This window comes from Bradyrhizobium sp. 521_C7_N1_3 (assembly GCF_052075975.1).
Taxonomy (GTDB): domain Bacteria; phylum Pseudomonadota; class Alphaproteobacteria; order Rhizobiales; family Xanthobacteraceae; genus Bradyrhizobium; species Bradyrhizobium japonicum.
In genome coordinates, this window is sequence record NZ_CP197232.1 from 1,927,824 (window position 1) to 1,945,695 (window position 17,872).

Consider the following 17,872-nt stretch of genomic DNA (forward strand, 5'->3'; position numbering starts at 1 on the left):
CCGAAAATGCGCAGCCCTGAACTGCGGCGCAGCACGACTGACCAGATCGTGTTCGCGTTACTTTGGGTAGCTGTTCTGCTGCTGCTCTTCTTCTGTTTGATGCTCGTTACGCTCAATTACTGGGGCATTCGGCTCGGCGCAATTGATTATCAAAAATTCGGCTCCTGGGGCCAGGTTGTATCCGGTAGCGCGACGTTTCTTGGCGTGATGACCGCGTTGGCGTCGCTTATCTGGCAGTTTGGGAAAAATCGGAAGGAACAAGAACAGAAATCGATTGATGAACAGACGGCGGTCTATTTCTGGCTTACGTCGCAGCTCGTGAAAGAGGATGTCACAGATCTGGTGCGGGGTCGGCAATGGGATCTCGAAATACAGAACCTGACAAAGGCGCCGATCTATCTTTGGCGGATCGAGGCTGAGGGCCGGCCCTTGGTGGATACGCAAAGGCCGATCTTGCCCAACCAGAACACATTCAATGTGCCGCTGCTGGACGATCGGGAGCCGAGCGAGATCCCGGAACCGGTCCTGTATTTTGTGTCTCGGGAAGGCGGTTATTGGAGACGCTCCGCGACCGGGAGTCTGGCGGCGCTGGACCAATTTCCGCGTATGCGAGATTCGTAGAGGATATTGCGAGGAACAGATGGATGCCCCAAGGGAGCGAACTCCTGAAGAGAAAGTGATCAGAGTAGCGCCGTCATCGTCTTCCGTTCGAAGATCACTCGCCGACGGCGAGGCAAAGTATTTGGCTGCAGCGACCGCCAAGCTGGATAGCCTGGAGTACGGAGACCCTGCCGAATTCATCTTCGATCGGTCTGGTCGAGCTGCTGCCCGGCGTAGCAATCTCCGCGAGCTATGGGTGCCGCCGACGTTCCGAACTGCCGATGAACGAAATGTCGAGCGGGATATAAATGCTCTTTGGACAACCACAGAGCAATGTGCGGTCGTGATTGGCCATCCGGGATATGGCAAATCGACCCTTGCTCGGTTCCTGACCACCAGATTTGCTCAAGAATTTCTTGCAGGCAAGCTGGACCGCTTCGCGTTCTACGTGCCACTCGCGTCTTTGAAGCTGAAGGACAGGACCAATCAGCGGGCGATCGTAGAATGTGCACTGCGAGCTGTTGGTCTCGTGCTGGACGAAGGGGCGCTCCTCGAATTGGGAAAATCCCTCAAGACCGCCACGTTGGTCTTCGACGGCCTGGACGAGCTTCCAATGACGCACGGAACCGGCGACCAAATCCCAACACGGATTGAGGCTGCCTCCTTGATACGAAGCGTCAACATCCCGAACAACGAAAGCTTCCGTACAGGTGCCCTCAGCACAATTGTGACCAGCCGCGTGACCGACTGGCACGAGGACGATCGAACCAAGATAAGGCCAGCGGCCCTGTTTGAAATCTCTAATTTCTCGCCAGAACAGGCAAGGGAAGCAGTGGTTCGCTGGCACGACGTTGCGATTCGACTTCGCGCAGAAGAAGGGCTTGGCACAGCAGATCTGGAGAAGCGCAAGCTCGATGTAGCCAATGCAATTTCGACGAACTCCGAGCTCGGTGCTGTTTGCTTGACGCCGTTGATGCTTAACATCCTGCAAACGATCTATTCGGACGAGAGCCGGGATACCCCGTCGTCTGTGAGTCAATTGTGCCTTAGAGCCGTTGACCGACTCTTCATGAAAAAGCACCTGTTCGGGGATCAGAAGCTTCTCGTTACCGATCATGGCAGCTGGATTCTGGACGCGCTTGCGGAAGCCGCCTTCACGGCGCAAGAACGGCTCGTACAGGGCGGGACAAAGATACTGACTGACGAAGATCTTCGGCGGGTCTCAAAGAACACGTGCCGGCTCTCGGAAGCGACGCCCTTCGAAACCCGGGAAAACCTCATCACGAGTATTGCGGCTCATATCCGGCGCGGACATGGCATCTTGCAGCCGATGCGGCGAAATGAATACGAGTTCGCCCACAACGTGTTTCGCGAGGTGCTGGCCGGTTATGCGTTGGCGAAGCGACCGGTCACCCAGCGACGTGGTTACGCATTACTCGAGAAGTGGCATGCGCCGATACGGTATTGGGCCGGACTGCGGGCGGCAAGCGAAGAAGGAAAGAACGAAATAAACGCTTTCGTTGGTGAATTGAGAGGGGGGCCTGGAAGCCGCACGATCGAAGCTGCTCTGGCTAGAGCCGAAATGCTCAGCGAAGTGGTATCCGTCACGCATGGCCAGAACTTGATGCGGGACCTCAAACAGAGAATCCTGGCGACCCAATCCGAGCTGCTCAAGTGGCTGAGCAGGCGTTCGCTGCCATTCTCGAAGAGGATGCGGATCGGCGATCTTCTGGGCACGTTAGGCGACCCGAGACTCGAGGCCGAGTTCAGTTCGAGGCTATTCTGGCTAGAGACCGGACCCAGGCAGATTGGGCGATCAACCAATCATATCACCAGAATAACGAAATATTCGAGCGTTCCTGCCTCACCACCGATCAAGGGAATGCTAAGCCGTTTTGCGTTATCGGCGTTCTTGGTGACTAACTCCGAATACAAGAAGTTCCTGGATGATGGAGGCTACAAGCAGCGGGAGCACTGGCAGACTGCCGAAGGATGGGCGTGGGCAAGCGGTGATGATGACGTCCGCAATGCCGTCCTGAACCGGGCTCGGGACGTCGCACCGACGCACCTCACAAGTGAAGTGCTTGGGCAGCGCCTGATTGCTGAAGACTTCCCGGATCAATGCGAGCGAATGATAAAGCGATCTTCCCCGATGTACTGGTCCGCGCCTTCACACAACAGGCCCAATCAACCTGTGGTCGGGGTGAATTGGTGGGAGGCGCTGGCCTATGCGAGCTGGATCGACGCCCGGCTTCGCAAGGAGGGAAAACTGGACAAAGGTCAACAGGTCCGTCTGCCGACAGAAGCCGAGTGGGAGAGCGTGGCCCGGCAACTGAGTGGAGACAATCCCTATCCCTGGACGGAGGGGGCTCCTTACGAGAACGCTCATTTGCGGGCGGCAGAAAACAGCGAGGAGGCGAGAGCCCTTCGGCCCTGCGCTGTAGGGCTCTTTCCGTTTAATTCGAGTGGTCTTCATGATATCGTCGGCAATGTCTGGGAATGGACGCTTTCAAAAGCAAAGCCATACTCTGAGGAGGCATTCCGACAAGAAGCAGACGTCTGTGGCCTGGATGATCGGGTTGCGCGCGGATCCTCGTGGCTATCGTCCGAGATCGAAGCGGCGGAAATAACATTCAGAAGCTTTGATCCTCCATATAATGCATATGAAGATCTTGGAATAAGACTTTGCGTCGCTGAGCGAGGGCAGTGACATGCACCTTGTCAACGCCAAGATGACAGATGCATGGCGAATACTTGGAAAGCTGAATTACGTCGACGCAATATTTAATCACATTTCAACCGCATGGGTCGACGGTCGAGGACGCACCTTTGTTTCCATGAATCCCGATGGTGTTCTTGCCGTTGAAATGAGGCCATCGGACTGGATCACGGTTCCTCTCGATGAAATTGACAAGCTGAATCCAGAAAAGCTGGGTGTGAATGCCGACGGATATAAGCTTCATCGGCTGATTCATAAGGTGCGGGCGCGACCAGGTAGCGCGTTACACACACATTCCGAAAATGCGTTAGCTGTCGGCACAACCTCCGCAGGGCTTCTTCCAGTCTCGCAGACAGCCGTCGAACTCATTCCTGAAACGATCTGTGTCGAGTATCAGGGACTGTTCCGTGAGGCAGAGATTGACCCTGCGCTCATGGGACTGTTTGAGACGGGAGGAGTCGGCCTGCTGCGCAACCATGGGCTCCTCGTCGTGGCCCCAAACATCGAGGAAGCGGTCTATTTGCAGCATTATATGGAAGTTGCATGTAGAGTGCAGATTCTGGCTCTATCGCTGGGAGGATCTCCATTGACGCCTCCGGATCATGTTGTGACGCAGACAGCAACGGAGTTGCGCAAAGATCGTGCCGCGGCCGCAGAAAAATTGTTCAAGGCGTTTCAGCGTGTGCTCTTAAATACGAGGGGTTCCCGATGACAAAGTCGATCTGCGTCGTGGGAGCTGGTGTCGTAGGTCTTACCACTGCAATCGTACTAGCCAGCCGGTATGAAGTGCAGATCATCGCTGACAAGTTCGGAGCCGATACTGATTCGGTCAAAGCCACGGCTGTGTGGCACGTGTATCTCGTCCCGGAAACCGCGGAAGTACTTGAGTGGTCTTCGGTGACGCTGCAACGATTGATTGATATATCCCGTCTTTATCCAGAATCCGGCGTCGAAATCATTCGTGGCGTTGAGCTCTTTAGAGCCCAGCGGAGGCATGTGCCCGCTTGGTCGCATATTCCACCCGAGTTCGCATTTTTAACAGATGACGAGCTGCGGAGGTTTAATGAGCCGGAAGGCGCGCTCCATGGCTCCATGAGCTCACTTTCGAATGCCCCTGTGAAATGGGGGTACCGATTGAAGGCGCCGGCGGCGAAAATGTCGTCTTATCTGAACTGGCTGGTCGAGCAGGCCGAGAAGAGGAACGTGCAGTTCAGGCGACAGCACGTCGAGCGCTTGGCTGATCTCAGCTGTCAACACGATATTGTCGTAAATTGCACCGGATTGGGAGCCGCCAGCCTCGTCAACGACGAAGCTTTTGAACCCTACAAAGGGCAATACTTTGTGGTTGCATCCAATGACGGATCGCCAACCGAATATATTGGAGACGACGACCATCCAGACGGCATGGCCTACGTGATACCCAGGGGGGGAGAGGTCATGATTGGCGGTAGTGCGGAGGCTGGCCTGAATGACCTCGTCGAAAGTATCAAGTGGTCAGACGTAGTAGCCCGCGCCGGCCGCTACGTTCCTTGGGTTCGGGATAGTGCAAGCGGACGGCCCCGACAACTCGTGGTCGGGGTGCGACCAGTACGGCCGTCTGGCATCAGGCTTGAACGAGAGGTGTTAGGGACGGGTACATGCATCGTCCATAATTACGGACATGGTGGGTCCGGATTTAGTCTCTCTTGGGGATGCGCAAACGCCGTGTCGGCTCTTATCGGTTGATCAATCCTGTAGCTTGGACGGGAACAACTTCGGATGCGTGAAGCTCGACGGTTGCTCAGATCTTCACGCAATCAGGCGTTGTTTCGGGTCGCGATCCATCGGGGTGACGGCATCGGGATCATCGCTGCCATAGCTTGCCAATGTCGCGACTGCAGCTTTAGGGGCGCGGCGTTTGCGGATCCGCATCACGCCTCGCCCGAATAGTCGATCTCGATTGCGCCTTGCTGTGGGTTGCCGGAGCAGTGAGACGCGCCGAGCGCTGACCACTCTCTCTGGTCGGAGGCCCATTCGTCTCTAGGTGTATCCATCCGGTGAAGCTTTCAATTACCCACAAATTCTCCTCCGACCATCGCGCCCAGCGCGATGTCGGTGAGGCGTGACAGCCCGCGCCACATGACCGTATTGCCGGGCGGCGGATCGCTGGCGCGGGCGAGATTACCGCCGAGCTGGGCGATCTTGATCAGATAGTACGAGAGCGTTTTCCGTCTTGCTCTTGGTTTGTCGTTGACGAGGCGATCGAGCACGCCGATTTCAGTCGCAGTCAACGCGAGGGTTGGTGGCGCGTCTGGGGCGGAGTGGTTGAGCATCGTCATCCAGAAGACCCGCCAACTCAGGATACAAAAGAGCGAGATCAGGTTGGTCAGACGCTGGGCGGTCCTAAGATTCGACTCCTCAGCTTTGCAGCCCGATTGAGGATCTTGTGGAACACCTCGATCTTCCATCTCAAACTATACCATCCATCTTGTCGATGGCGTCGGTGAGGGAACCAACAGGCAGGTCGGTGATCAGTTTCCAATCGATCTTTTTTCTGTCTTTCGGCCTCCCGCGCCCTTCGGCATGGATCACTGTCAGGGTCAGAGAGCGGGATAGCGCTTCTACTTTCCGATCGGCGGCAGAACGCGAATCTTGCGATAAGATCGGAACTCATTTTGATCAGGACCTGCGTCGACCGCTTGGCTGGAGACGGGGATCACACCATCGCCGACGAAATGGACGAGGTCGCCGTCAAAGGGCTCCATCGCATCGAAGTCAGAGACAGCAACGGCGATCCCGGCCAGGCCGTTCTTGAGATCAGGTAAACGGTGTGCGATCTGAGGCGACCTGCCTTATCCCGTCCACTGTTTATGCTCTTGGTGATGCCGATCGCTTCTGACTTCTCGCGTTGATAGCTGAACTCGGTGGTATCGTGCAGCACAAGAACGAGATCTTCAGTGGCGGCGGCACGATCACGTGTCGATCGGAAATGTCCGGCCAGAATGTCCGCTTCGCTGACCCGGTCGTTAGAGAAGAAGCGGTAGGCTGCCTTGGTATTCGCCCAATCCTGGCAGACGAGCGGAATGCTTTGTCCCATGGCGCTTCCAATCTGCGTGAGCAGTTTGCGGAATCTGTCGCCGAGCCGCGCGTCCCTAAACTCGCATCCACTACTCTCTCGATCAATCCAACATTCCCTGTCCAAAGACCGCAAACAGCCTTTTGTCGATCGATCCCTTAATGTCAGCCCCATAGAGCACCCCCTCGCGAATCAGGTGCTCAGCAAGGAATCACAAATGATTCTTTCGATTCAAGATTTCGCCGATCAGCGGATCAGCTCGAGTGGTCAAAGTTATGGGTAATTGAAAGCCGGTGAAGGCCGCCTTGCCGAATGAGGCGGTTGTTGAGAACTGTCCTTATGGACAGTGATAGGCGCAGTGCCCAAGTCGAACGGCTCGAAGTAGTGGATACAGGCCGGCGGCGGCGCTGGTCCGAGGATGAGAAGCTCAAGATCGTCCTGGAGAGCTTACAGGCGCCGCGCCAGGTCGCGGCAACAGCGCGGCGATATGGCGTTTCGCGCTCATTGCTGCTGCGATGGCGACGCTCGTTTCGGGCCGAGCCGAGGGATGCCACCCAACAACCTGACTTCGTGTCGGCGATGGTGGTCCCGGAATCGGGACCGATTCCTTGTCCCGTCGCGCCGGCCAGCAGCGGCGGGGCGATCGAGATCGAGTTTGCGACCGGAGCTCGGATGCGGATCACGGGTGTGGCCGACGCGGCGACGCTGAAGGCCGCCGTGGCGGCGCTGGCAGATGGACGGCCGCGGTGATCCCCATTGCCTCGGGCGTGCGGGTGGCCACACCGATATGCGCCGCGGCATGAACTCGCTGGCCTTGCTGGTGCAGGAGGCCTTTAGGCGCGACCCGCACGGCGGCGACCTCTATGTGTTCCGTGGCAAGAGCGGCAAGCTGATCAAGATCCTTTGGCATGATGGGCTGGGCATGTCGCTCTATGCCAAGCGGCTTGAGCCCGGCCGCTTTCTCTGGCCGTCGTCGGCTGATGGCGTGGTGACGGTCACCCCAGCCCAGCTTGGCTACCTGCTCGATCACCCATGTTGATGCCCCTCCTTGTTAGGTTGACAGATTCTTAGATCATTGACGTGGTTTCGAAACTCTCCGATAGCATCAAGAACGGATGGTGTATTCGGGAAGAGATGGCTGGCGATCAATCAGCAAAAGCTTAGTTCGGATCTGTACGTAGAGCCAGTTCACCGGAATCTCGAGCCTTTGGGCCAGTTCGGGCGGGCTGAGGAGTGAGCCGTCATGCTCCCATCGGCTGCGTTAGCTAGCTACCTTGATGGCCGCAGCACGACGGAGCCGCCCGACGGTGATGGGCAGCACTTTATCGGCGCAACGGGGAGAGCGGTGGCCTTCTTGGGTAAGGATTGCGGCGATCTCATCGTCTGGGACGCCGTCGCGGGCGAGCGCCAGCGAGCGCTCCCGCATCTCCGCGCCTCGTGTCAATCCGGTGACGGAGTTGACGCTCATCTTCACCTCGAGCTCCGTCACGGCGCCTCCGCGCCAGACGATCCTGGCCAGGGCCAGGTCGTGCTCACCACGGTCGAGCACGACCTTTTCAATGAGGCATCGCAACAAAGCCTTGCGATGCGCGTCCGAAACAGTCTCGTCACCCCATATCTGCGCGAGGCGGCCGGTGAGGTTGATGACCTTGTCGCTGAGCTCCTTGCTTATGGCTACTCGCGTGATGGCTGTGGACGGCGTCTGTCGGGCAAGCGCTTCTTCGGCGGCGCGCAAGTCGTTTAAGGCCGCTTCCCATCGACGCTCTAGTTCCGAGGCGACCAGCCAGATTATCTGGATCAGCTCGGTTGAACTGCCGTTCAGCAAGCGCCGTCGTGTACCGCTTGCGCTCGAGCTCACGTTCTGCGCTGGAGCGTAACGCATTGTTCATCTGCTGCTGGACCCGGCGGGAACGCGATAAAGCATCTAGTTCGACAGGCGCTAGTGCGGTCAGGAATGCGTTGCCAACGGCTGCATTCGAAAAGCTCGTCTGTCGGGCTTGCGCCTGATTGTCGCGCGCTTCCCATCCAGATTGTCGCGCTATAACGTCTCGACGGTGGCAGATTGGGGGGGAGGCTCCGCCGCAACCCTGATGCCGCTGGTCGACGCGATCCGTGAGGCAGTAATTGATTGCCTTGGGAACGCCGCGGGCCCGGCTTACCCAGCGTCACTCAGCTGAGAAACTTCGATGTTGCCCAGCGGTGCCAAGAGCGACGAGGGTGTCAGCAGTTGTTGCAGAACGCGGAGAGCAGCGCGGATGCGACTGGCGCCATATCCGATGCTGCTCCTGCTCGCCGCTATGCTTGCGAAACTAGCGGGGGGCTCGCGATCGGGATTGAACCCTGAAAGCGCTGTTCCTGGCAGATGCCGCAAGCCTCTGTGGTCAGCCAAAGCTGGCCACCTTTGCTCCCGTGAGGGTCAAGCCCCACGGCGCCATCAAGTGGTATTGTTTGAGAGGTACCGCAGGGCACCTAGCTGGACTGGTGCGCAAGCCTTCGAAGACGACGCTGTCCCTAGCGTGCCAAGGACGAAAAAGCTAACGGCGCTCAATTCCTAGAAAGCGCTGTTCCTGCCACGCCCCGCTGACTTTCGTGCCGGACTTGCCCGCTTCGGTATCAAGCCTGACACTTTGCCCCCTCTAGGGTGCTGCCAACTTGTAGGCCCAGAACGACCGCTAATCACCTACCTGAATTGGTCAGATCGTTTGGTAATTCTATGCTGGTCCGCAGCATTGTGAAAAAATTGGGGCCCGGCATGGCAAAGCTGCGTGAAAAAGGGCTGGCACGCTGCCGCTCACGAGAGTTAAGAATGTTGGCGGGGTAATACGGGAGGCGATGGAGGCGATCACTTGAAAGAGCATCCGCTAACTTCAACACGGTCGGTCTCCATCGGCACAAACTGACCGGGGTTCTGTCACCGGGAAACGCATGACACTCCTGACAGCAGTGGTCGTGTCTCAGCGACCGGAAGCAGCGTGGGCTCGGCTCGGCGCCGATCGGGTGGGGATAGATCGGGCGCTATCCCTGCGGCCCCCGCGCTGCAGATTGAGGTTAGCAGGAACGTGACTCGGCGCTGTCCCATTCTGGTAGGCGCTGTCCCTACCACGCCCCGATAACCCGAACGGCTCTGTACTCAGGCTAGCTTTCCAAAAGCTGACGAAGGCCGTGCGACCATGCTCATTGAAGCGGCGCGCGCCGAACCGCCTCATCAGAGATTACCTGGCGCAGCCCAAAAACGGAACCGATCGCTCCCAAGGCTGCCGTGCTGGCCAAGGCATCGTGAAGGAATGCGCCGAATCGGTCGCCCGCCAGCGTGAACCCGATGGACCTCAAGAGTGGCATCGCCCCCGCATGGACGCCGTTGTTGCGGACCTACAGAATAACTCCAAGAAGGTCACTTCGAACGACGAGATCGCCCAGGTCGGCACCATCTCGGCCAAGGGCGAGGCGGAGATCGGCAAGTTCCTCGCCGCTGCCATGAAGAAGGTCGGCATCGAGGATGGCGACAACTGACAGGCCCGTTCCCGAAACCCGGATATAAGGGAACGCGGCAGTTGGAGTTCTGCGAGTGCGCTCGTCCTGCACATGAACCACAGCGTGGACGGTTGGACATTCGTCACGAACCCGACATTGTGGTACGACGTATTGCAGTTGAAGATTCCATACGACGACTTTGTCGCGCCGACATCATCGGTGGCAGCTCCTCTCCGTTACGAAGATCAGGTGCCACCTCGATCGCAGCGTAGTCTCTCCAGGTGGGCTGGTTGAGGTGGTTAGAGATTTCGCTGCGAAATGGAAGCTGCCAGCTCTAGCCAACGCAACAATGGTGCTTTGATGGTATCAACCGGCTCGGCATCTTGCGCGGCGCGGTTGGGCGGCTCTAATCAGCGGCGCATCATATACCAATCAAGGTTGCCTAACGAATATGACAAAGATGCGCCCGCGCAGATTGGGCTCGCGCCTCGCCGACGCTGCGACGACTGTGCTTGCTGGCGTCACCGTGACAAGCACGGCCGACTGCCCGCGGCCACACACGCGCGGCACGTCGCGCGTGCTCGTTGTCGATGCGAAGGCCTATTCGCGGGTGGGATTGAATAGCTTTTCGCAGACCGTTTTGTGGATTCTGTGGGCGTGTAAGTGTCGATGATGCGCCCGACAGCATCCCAAAGGCCGTCGACGGTGCGTTCAGCGGCCTTTTGCAAGTTTGCTTTGAGCTTGGCGATTCTCGATCGGGTTGAGGTCGGGACTGTAGGGCGGAAGATACAGGAGCGTAGCGCCGGCCGCCTCGATCAGCTCGCGTATGCGCGGTCCCTTGTGGCTGGAGAGGTTGTCCATGACGACGATGGCGCGATCTGGAAGCTCAGGGATCAGCACCTTTTCGACATAGGTCTCGAAGGCATCGCGGTTAATGGGACCATCGAGCACCCAGGGCGCGATGATGCCGCGTGTGGCGCTCGAAGAAGCGGCGGATCGTGCCATAGCCAAAGGACAGGCCTTGTTTGCTCAAGCTATCGCGCAATTCCTCGATGGTGAGGTCGGGCGCAGCCTCAAGCAGAGTCATTATCGTCGCCTGATGGGCATCAATCCGGTGAGACTTACGATCGCCGCCCTGGGCTCTCGGCTGGGCATCACCTTGCTCCCGCTCACGCGTTCGCCAGCGGCTTACGCTTGCCGCACTGCCCCAAATCTCTCGCCAGCCTGCCGGCCTGAAACGCCGCCTCCAATACAGGCAAGTACACGTTCGCGAAGGTCCATCGACAGCGGTTTTGCCATGCCCGCCGGCCTCCAATCCGGCGACCAGCTTGAATCATCAAACCGCCGATTTGTGAATCCCAAACGATTCAGTCAGATGGGTTAACGCTCTAGTGAACCATGAGGTCGTTCTCACCTTCGATGACGGGCCGCGGCCGCGGAGCACGCAAAAACTGCTTGCTGCGCTCGCGGGGGAATGCGCGCGGGCCACATTCTTCCTGGTCGGCAGGTCCTCCGCAAAATTTCCCGAGCTCGTCCGCCGCATCGCCGCCCTCGGCCATACCATTGCGCATCATAGCTTTTCACATCCTATTATCTCAAAGATTTCATTCGAACAGGCGAAGGAAGATATCGAGCTTGGCATTGCTGCCGATGAAATGGCGCTCAATGGCGTCTGGATTAGACCGCCGGTCGGCGCCTTTCTTTCGCTTTCCCTATTTTGATTCGACGCCTGCAACGCTCGACTTCGTGCACTCGCGCGGGATCGTCGCGTTCGGCGCTGATCTCTGGGCGAGCGATTGGGAGAACATAACTCACGGCGAAGCATTAAAGAATTTGACCGACCAGCTTGAGAGCTCACGAAGAGGAATCATTCTGCTGCACGATGCGCAAGCCCGGACCGCCGCCATGATGCCGGCGCTCTTGCGGTATCTGCGCGAGAGCGGGTATCGGATCGTGCATCTCGTATCGGCTGGCCCGATGCAGAGCAAGGATCAAATCGCTCCTTGACGGTCTAACATCATGCCGCCAGCGCAATCACGACGACCGGGGCGCCGCTAGCGTGCGGTCTGATTCAGAGAAGGGAATGGAGCGGGGCGGCTGTGCTACGACGACGGCTTGCGAAGCGAATCCGATATCGCGCGGGATCCTGCTGCATGGGGGCAGCATTGACCGAACTGCGTCGCACTGTCGTGCATTCGCCGGCGCACTACATTTCAGCAAGCAGCACAAGAGCCGCACCGGAGCAAACCGCTAGCGAAACGAGCGGCGCGCCCTTTAGAGCTAGGGGGGCATCATATCTTTGGGCGCAGCGCAGCGGATGATCGTAAATGCAGATCGGAAAGACGCGCTTGTCGATCGCGATCGGCCGAGAGAGGATCCTGGGCCGGTTACACGGTGCAGTTCACCGCCGCGACGACGCTGATCGCTGGCCTCGCCAAGGCGCATGGGCGAGCAGCGCCTGGGCGAGAAGCTGCTCGCGCCGGCGAAGCCAAAGCTGCTGATCGTCGAGCAACTCGGCTAACCGCCGCTGGAGCCCGACGCGGCGCATCGGTTCTTCCAACTGGTCAGTCGGCGCTACGAGAGTGCTATGCTGATCACGTGAAACCGCAGCATTGCATAACGACGGCTGCAGCCCGGCTCTTCAGCAGGAGCTTATTGGCCGATACCTTTCTGACCGGCGGATAGCCTATATGAGGCATCCCGGCCTCCGCGCCTCTGGGGGGGCATGTTGGTATTCAAGAGACGGCGTGAGCGTTCGGTGGTCTGATCATGTGCCGGTTTTGAGGCCGCTGAGGCTGATTCGCGGAGCATGATGAACTCTGGATCTGACAACGGCTCAAACTCTCCGCCAGAATTCGGCTCCAGATGCTGAACCACGGCTATTCCGTGCCAAGGTTCCTCAGGCGCGGAACGCGCAAACTTGTAGGTGTCACGTCCTTGCGAACCGTGTGCTAGGAGCAGCCGATAATGAGCCATGCAACAGAACTAGAAATGCCCAAAGACGTTTACCAACTCCGACATCAGCCGCTTCACTTCAGTTCTGGCACGACTATTGCTATTCACAAGCAGCAACTCTGGCCGGGGCTGAATTCGTGCAAGTGTGAAGAATGGGGGCTCGCGATGCCGTGACTGATATCGGTTCCCGGAAAGACATTAGAGAACGAATTGATGCCTATCGACTATCCTGCGGTACTTAGACTCCGAACGGAAGCGATTCCCTATTCCTGGAGTAATCGCGAGGTGATGCTCTATGCACTTGGCATCGGGATGGGCGCGGATCCTCTGAACGAAAGGGAACTGCAGTTCGTCAACGAGGAATTCGCGACACCCAAGCCTCTGAAGGTGGTTCCGACTTTTGCTTCTGTTTGTGTATGGGGAGCGCGACCCGGAATGATCGACCTCAACCACCTCATGGTCGTTGACGGCGAGCGCGACATCACATTTCACAAGCCGGTGCCTGTCGCGGCCAGTGTTACCGCGGATGCTCGGATCAATGGTGTGTATGACAAGGGCGATAAGAAAGGCGCGATCATTCAGAACGAAATCATCGTCAAGAATAGCGACGGCAGCAAGATCGTAACGATCCGTTCTTCGACATTTGCGAGGGGCGACGGCGGTTTCGGCGGACCCTCGCGGGGAATCTCCCAGCCGCACCAAGTGCCCCGCCGACCGCCCGACAGATCGGTTGATATACCAACCCGGCCTGACCAGGCTTTGATCTACCGTCTATCGGGTGACCGAAATCCATTGCACAGTGACCCCGAATTCGCGCGCCGGGCCGGTTTTTCCAGACCCATCCTCCACGGCATGTGTACCTACGGACTAACCTGCAGGGCCGTGTTGCAAACCTATGCCGACTACGATCCATCAGCCTTCCGACGTCATCGCGTCCGCTTTTCGGCCCCGGTGTTCCCCGGCGAGGTCATCACCATCGATCTCTGGAAAGATGGGGACTCAATTTCGTTTGAAGGTCATATTCGCGGGCGCGATGTTACCGTCGCCAAGCATGGGCAGACGGTGCTAGGTTGAGCATCTTCGGATCCTGCCGATCGGTACCTGCAAGACAGCTGGTCAAGTCAGCTGAGCCAGCTGTTCTTGGCTCGCAATGGTGTGACTGATGCTCGGCGGTACGGGGCTAGCGGCCTTGCCGAGAGCATCGGGCCCCAGACGCTTATTTCGAAAGAGGTTGGCGGCTGAGTATCCGGAGTGCTTCAGCCCGTCTGGTTAGTCTATGCGACAGCGAGCGCAGCTAGATTGGGAGCCCTTGCATCGGAGCGGACAGAGCTACCCTTTGCCAACCATGTGCACGACAGAGGCTGCGAAAGGTTCATATCGACAACCTACAGCTCTGCACATGTTGCTCGTCAAGCTTGCCTCGGGTCAGGGTCGACCACCACCCTCTTCCGCAATTTCTCTTTCGCAGCTATAGACGCGCACTGGAGAACTGGTCACGACCTATTGACGAGTGCACCGTGCCTCGCACGCAGTCTTAGCATCGCACACACAAGATAGTATATCGATTGCTGTAGCCAGTTAATAACTGCGGTGCCATGGGAGCCATCTCGGCTCGCTCGCTTCGGGAAACTCTGCATAACCAGGAACTCGACCTGTGCACCGGGCCGGGCGGTCCCATTAGTTCAAGAAAACGTGCAAGACCGGGCATTGGCCCGAATGCTGCAACAGCTTCCTGCGTCGCGGTGGCATACGATACGCGCAGCATGAGTTGCTGCCGCTCTGCTGCGGATCGTCATATGCAAGTGTCTGGAGTAGGCCGGATGGCAGGGGATGTGAAAGGAATCCTTCCAACTCATCCTGCATTTAGCCGAGAAGTTCAATGAGAGAACCCATCACGGTCTAGGGGCGCACAACTGCTCACTGCTGCTTCGTTAACGGGAGCTCGGCGAAGCAAAGGCCCGAACGCCCCAAAGCGCCGTTCTGGAACGGCTCAAAAGGAGTGGGAATGGAGCTCGAACACACGAAAAGTCCATCAATGTCAAAAAGCCTGACCGACTTGCTTGCGATCCTCGATGTCGAACGAATCAAGATGAATCTATTTCGCGGCATCAACCCGGCCACCAGGTCACGGCGGGTGTTCGGGGGCCAAATAATCGGGCAAGCAATGATCGCCGCATCGCGCACCACGGAAGACCGTCTGCCTCATTCGTTGCACGGCTATTTCATCCGGCCCGGCGACCCAAAAGTGCCGATCATCTATCAGGTCGAACGGTTGCGCGACGGCAACAGCTACTCAACTCGGCGCGTCACTGCTCTCCAGCATCGTAATGCGGTCTTCTGCATTCTGGCATCGTTCCATGCGGAAGAGGAGGGCGCGATCGACCACCAGGTTGAGATGGCCGGGGTACCCCCGCCGGAAAAACTGTCGGATGGCGAGTTGAGTAAGCACCCGATATTTCCCGAGATACCTGAAATCATACGCCGGTATTATGATTTCGATCGTGGGATCGAATTGCGCCCCGTGGAGATCGGCCGCTATATCGGTCAGAAGATCGGCGACGGTCGCGTTCATATTTGGATCAGAACGGCCGCAAAGCTGCCAGATGATCCGGCGCTACATAGGAGCGCCCTGGCATATGCGTCGGACTTGCCCCTACTCGATGTGGTGATGGCGCGGCATGGCGGTACGCTGTTCGGTGGGCGCATGATATCGGCCAGCCTCGATCACGCAATGTGGTTTCACCGCCCGTTTCGCGCCGACGAATGGCTGCTTTACGCACTCGAGTCGCCGAGTGCACAAGCTGGGCGCGGGTTCACCCGCGGACTGATCTTCAAATACGATGGTACGTTGATAGCATCTGTCGTCCAGGAGGGCTCAGTGCGCGAGCGACGTTGAGCACTCACGCGTGCGGCAGCTCGTTCATGATCACGGCGACATCCCGCGAAACATGTATTCGGCGCTTGTGGCGGGGGATGCGCTATCAGCTTTCCAAACAATTTGACAAGCTGTGGTCTTCCGTCGGCTCGGACCACCGTTCGAAACCCCGGGTGACCATTACTCCCTGTCTTAATAGGCCTCAAATAACGGCGAATTTCGTGTTCCTTGCTCCAATGCTTGTGAGTTCAATAATGGGGCGTCAGTCGAGGCAGCTTCGAGCCTGATCCTAGTGAATTTCTCTACCCCAACTCCCCGCGAGTCGTCGCAAGTATGGTCTTCTGCGTGCAACAGTCGCGTGTGCGGGATGTGACGGCGGAATACCAATTGTTCGATCCCCAACACGGCTCGCTGTTTGCGACCTTGAGCAATTTGATGAGGCGAAGCGGCCGGTTATTGCGCTTCAATGCCGCTGGCACGGCGGTTGCTATTGCGAACTGCAAAGTGAAGGAGGAGGTGAATTTGGACGCGTGTGACCAATATTTATCTTTCCGTAGACCATTAGCCCATTCCCGGAACGGAATGGGCTACGAAAGGGCCCGGTAGTGTTGCGCAAGATCAACGTGCCTCGGGTACTGCACCTTTGAGTCATCGAACTGTGAATCGCAGCTATGCCAACTAAGCGAGAACTCCTGCGCGCCAGTTCTTGGGGCTGCTCCCCTGGACACATAAGCTATGTTGAATTGAGAGGCGACTCGAACTAATGGGCAAAGCCATCGTTGGGCGATCGGCAAAGCTGACGTCCACTTTGTGCGACTGGTGGCGGTTAATTCGCGGTACCTGTGTCGGATAACCGCATGCGCGAAGAAGAGGGGATCTGGGTGGTCCATAAACTGTTCTCATCGTGCCAAGACCATCGTCGCCACAGGCAGCAATCATAGGATCATAGATGACGTACAGCACCATTCTCTACCAGGTAGATGACCGCGTTGCCCGGGTTACTCTGAATCGCCCTCACAAGATGAATGCGCTCTCTCTCGAGCTCTGCGCCGAGTTCGAAGATGCACTTGGGGTTGCAGATCGCGATCCAAATGTGCGCGTTGTCGTGGTTACGGGTGCCGAGGGACGCGCGTTCGCGGCTGGGTTTGACTTAAACGACGATAATCAAAAAGGCTTCGCGGAACGAACCTTGGATGATTGGAGGGAACGCGAAGATCTGGATTTTAAGTTTAACTATTGCCCATTTAACTGCTCGAAGCCAGTTATCGCGATGATAAACGGCTACTGCTTGGGAGGGGCTCTAGAGTTCGCCACAATGTTTGACATTCGCTATTGCTCCGACGACGCGCAGTTCGCCGTCACGGAGACGCGATTTGCTATTGGTGTGCTGACATTGGGCCTGCCCTGGATAATAGGACAGCGTTGTCGCGAGCTGATTTATACAGGAGATACCTTTGACGCCCAAGAGGCCTATCGACTGGGACTAGTGAGCCGTATCTTCCCCAAGGATCAGCTCGAGGACGAAGTCATGAAAATAGCAAAGCGTATGTCGCGCGTCGCAATGCCTACATTGAAGTGGAATAAGAGGGCACTTAACAGCACGCTTCTTGCCGCAGGTTTCGATTCTGCTCTGCGGCAAGGGGCGCAAGCTTGTTTGCTCATGAACAATTCGGAATCGGAATTCCGACGGTTTCATGAGATCCTTAGGTCGGAAGGTGTCAAAGCAGCGATGGAATGGCAAGAGTCGATTTTTGGGCCGTTCGAATCAGAGACGTCTCGCGGCTTTCGTCGATCTAAATCGGTGAAAAGCTAAAGGCCTAGTGAGGACAGGGTAGGTCGATCGCCAACTTAGTCGCTTGTCAACAACCAATTTGCTTGGTTCGGAGGGCTCGCAGAGGCATATGTCACTCTGAAGCATCCAACGGAAGTTATTTTGCGATGCCTGTTTTTTGTCACGGGTTACCGCGCGCACCAGGGGGCATACCATTCATCCAACGAACGATTGCGCGTCGTGGAGTGTTTTAGCTCCCACTGGGGCACAATTTACCGTCACGTATGGTCGCTCTTTCGTGCGCAGTGGCGATCTTGCGACTGCGGTGGCGCATCGAGTGGGCCTGCACCTACGTTGCAGTTGCTGACTCTGGAATAGCTGTTGGCGTTGAGAAAGCACTTGCGCGAACATCCGAGGACTAGAAAG

15 protein-coding genes and 2 pseudogenes are annotated in these 17,872 nt (G+C 57.4%); 12 read left to right on the forward strand and 5 right to left on the reverse strand.

From position 1 onward, the window contains the following. The first annotated feature begins 6 nt into the window (after window positions 1-6). Genes AB7008_RS08780 through AB7008_RS08795 form a run of 4 tightly spaced genes read left to right on the forward strand, consistent with a single transcriptional unit; the run spans window position 7 to window position 5,044 of the window. Complete coding sequence (locus tag AB7008_RS08780) at window positions 7-621, forward strand: hypothetical protein (protein ID WP_038937229.1); 615 nt, start codon at window positions 7-9, stop codon at window positions 619-621. A 19-nt stretch (window positions 622-640) separates the two neighbouring features. Continuing rightward, complete coding sequence (locus AB7008_RS08785; protein ID WP_441258663.1) at window positions 641-3,310, forward strand: SUMF1/EgtB/PvdO family nonheme iron enzyme; 2,670 nt, start codon at window positions 641-643, stop codon at window positions 3,308-3,310. A 1-nt stretch (window position 3,311) separates the two neighbouring features. Next, window positions 3,312-4,031, forward strand: coding sequence for a class II aldolase/adducin family protein (locus tag AB7008_RS08790; protein ID WP_375790957.1), 720 nt, complete (start codon window positions 3,312-3,314; stop codon window positions 4,029-4,031). After that, window positions 4,028-5,044 carry an FAD-dependent oxidoreductase gene (locus AB7008_RS08795; protein WP_375790956.1) on the forward strand — a complete coding sequence of 339 codons (1,017 nt, stop codon included), beginning with the start codon at window positions 4,028-4,030 and terminating at the stop codon, window positions 5,042-5,044. Before AB7008_RS08790 ends, AB7008_RS08795 begins: the two co-directional genes overlap by 4 nt. A gap of 63 nt (window positions 5,045-5,107) precedes the next feature. Here AB7008_RS08795 and AB7008_RS08800 read toward each other — a convergent pair whose 3' ends face one another. The 3 genes from AB7008_RS08800 to AB7008_RS08810 form a co-directional block, all read right to left on the reverse strand. Continuing rightward, window positions 5,108-5,230, reverse strand: a complete 123-nt coding sequence (locus AB7008_RS08800; RefSeq protein WP_259227855.1) for a hypothetical protein — start codon at window positions 5,228-5,230, stop codon at window positions 5,108-5,110. Window positions 5,231-5,364: 134 nt separating this feature from the next. After that, the gene (locus AB7008_RS08805) at window positions 5,365-5,637 is read right to left on the reverse strand and encodes a hypothetical protein (protein WP_441258664.1); all 273 of its coding nucleotides are present in this window, start codon (window positions 5,635-5,637) and stop codon (window positions 5,365-5,367) included. Between the two features lie 377 nt (window positions 5,638-6,014). Continuing rightward, entirely contained in the window at window positions 6,015-6,548 is a 534-nt protein-coding gene (locus AB7008_RS08810; RefSeq protein ID WP_441258665.1) for an IS4/Tn5 family transposase DNA-binding protein, read from the reverse strand. A 165-nt stretch (window positions 6,549-6,713) separates the two neighbouring features. On the opposite strand from AB7008_RS08810, the gene tnpA reads away from it, so the two are divergent. After that, a complete protein-coding gene (tnpA, locus tag AB7008_RS08815; protein ID WP_441258666.1) occupies window positions 6,714-7,124 on the forward strand; it encodes an IS66-like element accessory protein TnpA in 411 nt (136 codons plus the stop codon). After that, window positions 7,108-7,413: an IS66 family insertion sequence element accessory protein TnpB gene (gene tnpB, locus AB7008_RS08820; protein ID WP_014497881.1), complete on the forward strand. Its 306-nt coding sequence runs from the start codon at window positions 7,108-7,110 to the stop codon at window positions 7,411-7,413. The genes tnpA and tnpB overlap by 17 nt, the downstream gene beginning before the upstream one ends. Window positions 7,414-7,635: 222 nt before the next feature. On the opposite strand, the gene AB7008_RS08825 is transcribed toward tnpB, so the two are convergent. Then, the gene (locus AB7008_RS08825; RefSeq protein ID WP_441258667.1) at window positions 7,636-8,199 is read right to left on the reverse strand and encodes a hypothetical protein; all 564 of its coding nucleotides are present in this window, start codon (window positions 8,197-8,199) and stop codon (window positions 7,636-7,638) included. Between the two features lie 1,448 nt (window positions 8,200-9,647). Here AB7008_RS08825 and groEL point away from each other — a divergent pair. Beyond that, window positions 9,648-9,869: pseudogene (gene groEL / locus AB7008_RS08830) on the forward strand (chaperonin GroEL); the annotation flags it as partial. A 623-nt stretch (window positions 9,870-10,492) separates the two neighbouring features. Here the strand turns inward: groEL and AB7008_RS08835 are convergent. Further along, window positions 10,493-11,144, reverse strand: a pseudogene (locus AB7008_RS08835) (transposase); the annotation flags it as partial. A gap of 92 nt (window positions 11,145-11,236) precedes the next feature. On the opposite strand from AB7008_RS08835, the gene AB7008_RS08840 reads away from it, so the two are divergent. The 5 genes from AB7008_RS08840 to AB7008_RS08860 all read left to right on the forward strand — a co-directional run bounded on the left by AB7008_RS08840 (window position 11,237) and on the right by AB7008_RS08860 (window position 17,488). Beyond that, window positions 11,237-11,566: a polysaccharide deacetylase family protein gene (locus AB7008_RS08840; RefSeq protein WP_441258668.1), complete on the forward strand. Its 330-nt coding sequence runs from the start codon at window positions 11,237-11,239 to the stop codon at window positions 11,564-11,566. Beyond that, a complete protein-coding gene (locus tag AB7008_RS08845) occupies window positions 11,481-11,852 on the forward strand; it encodes a hypothetical protein (protein ID WP_441258669.1) in 372 nt (123 codons plus the stop codon). The genes AB7008_RS08840 and AB7008_RS08845 overlap by 86 nt, the downstream gene beginning before the upstream one ends. 1,161 nt (window positions 11,853-13,013) lie before the next feature. After that, a complete protein-coding gene (locus AB7008_RS08850) occupies window positions 13,014-13,874 on the forward strand; it encodes a MaoC/PaaZ C-terminal domain-containing protein (RefSeq protein WP_038937394.1) in 861 nt (286 codons plus the stop codon). A gap of 961 nt (window positions 13,875-14,835) precedes the next feature. Then, window positions 14,836-15,696 carry an acyl-CoA thioesterase gene (locus AB7008_RS08855; RefSeq protein WP_038937395.1) on the forward strand — a complete coding sequence of 287 codons (861 nt, stop codon included), beginning with the start codon at window positions 14,836-14,838 and terminating at the stop codon, window positions 15,694-15,696. 928 nt (window positions 15,697-16,624) lie between these two features. Next, window positions 16,625-17,488: an enoyl-CoA hydratase/isomerase family protein gene (locus tag AB7008_RS08860; RefSeq protein ID WP_441258670.1), complete on the forward strand. Its 864-nt coding sequence runs from the start codon at window positions 16,625-16,627 to the stop codon at window positions 17,486-17,488. Window positions 17,489-17,872: the final 384 nt, after the last annotated feature.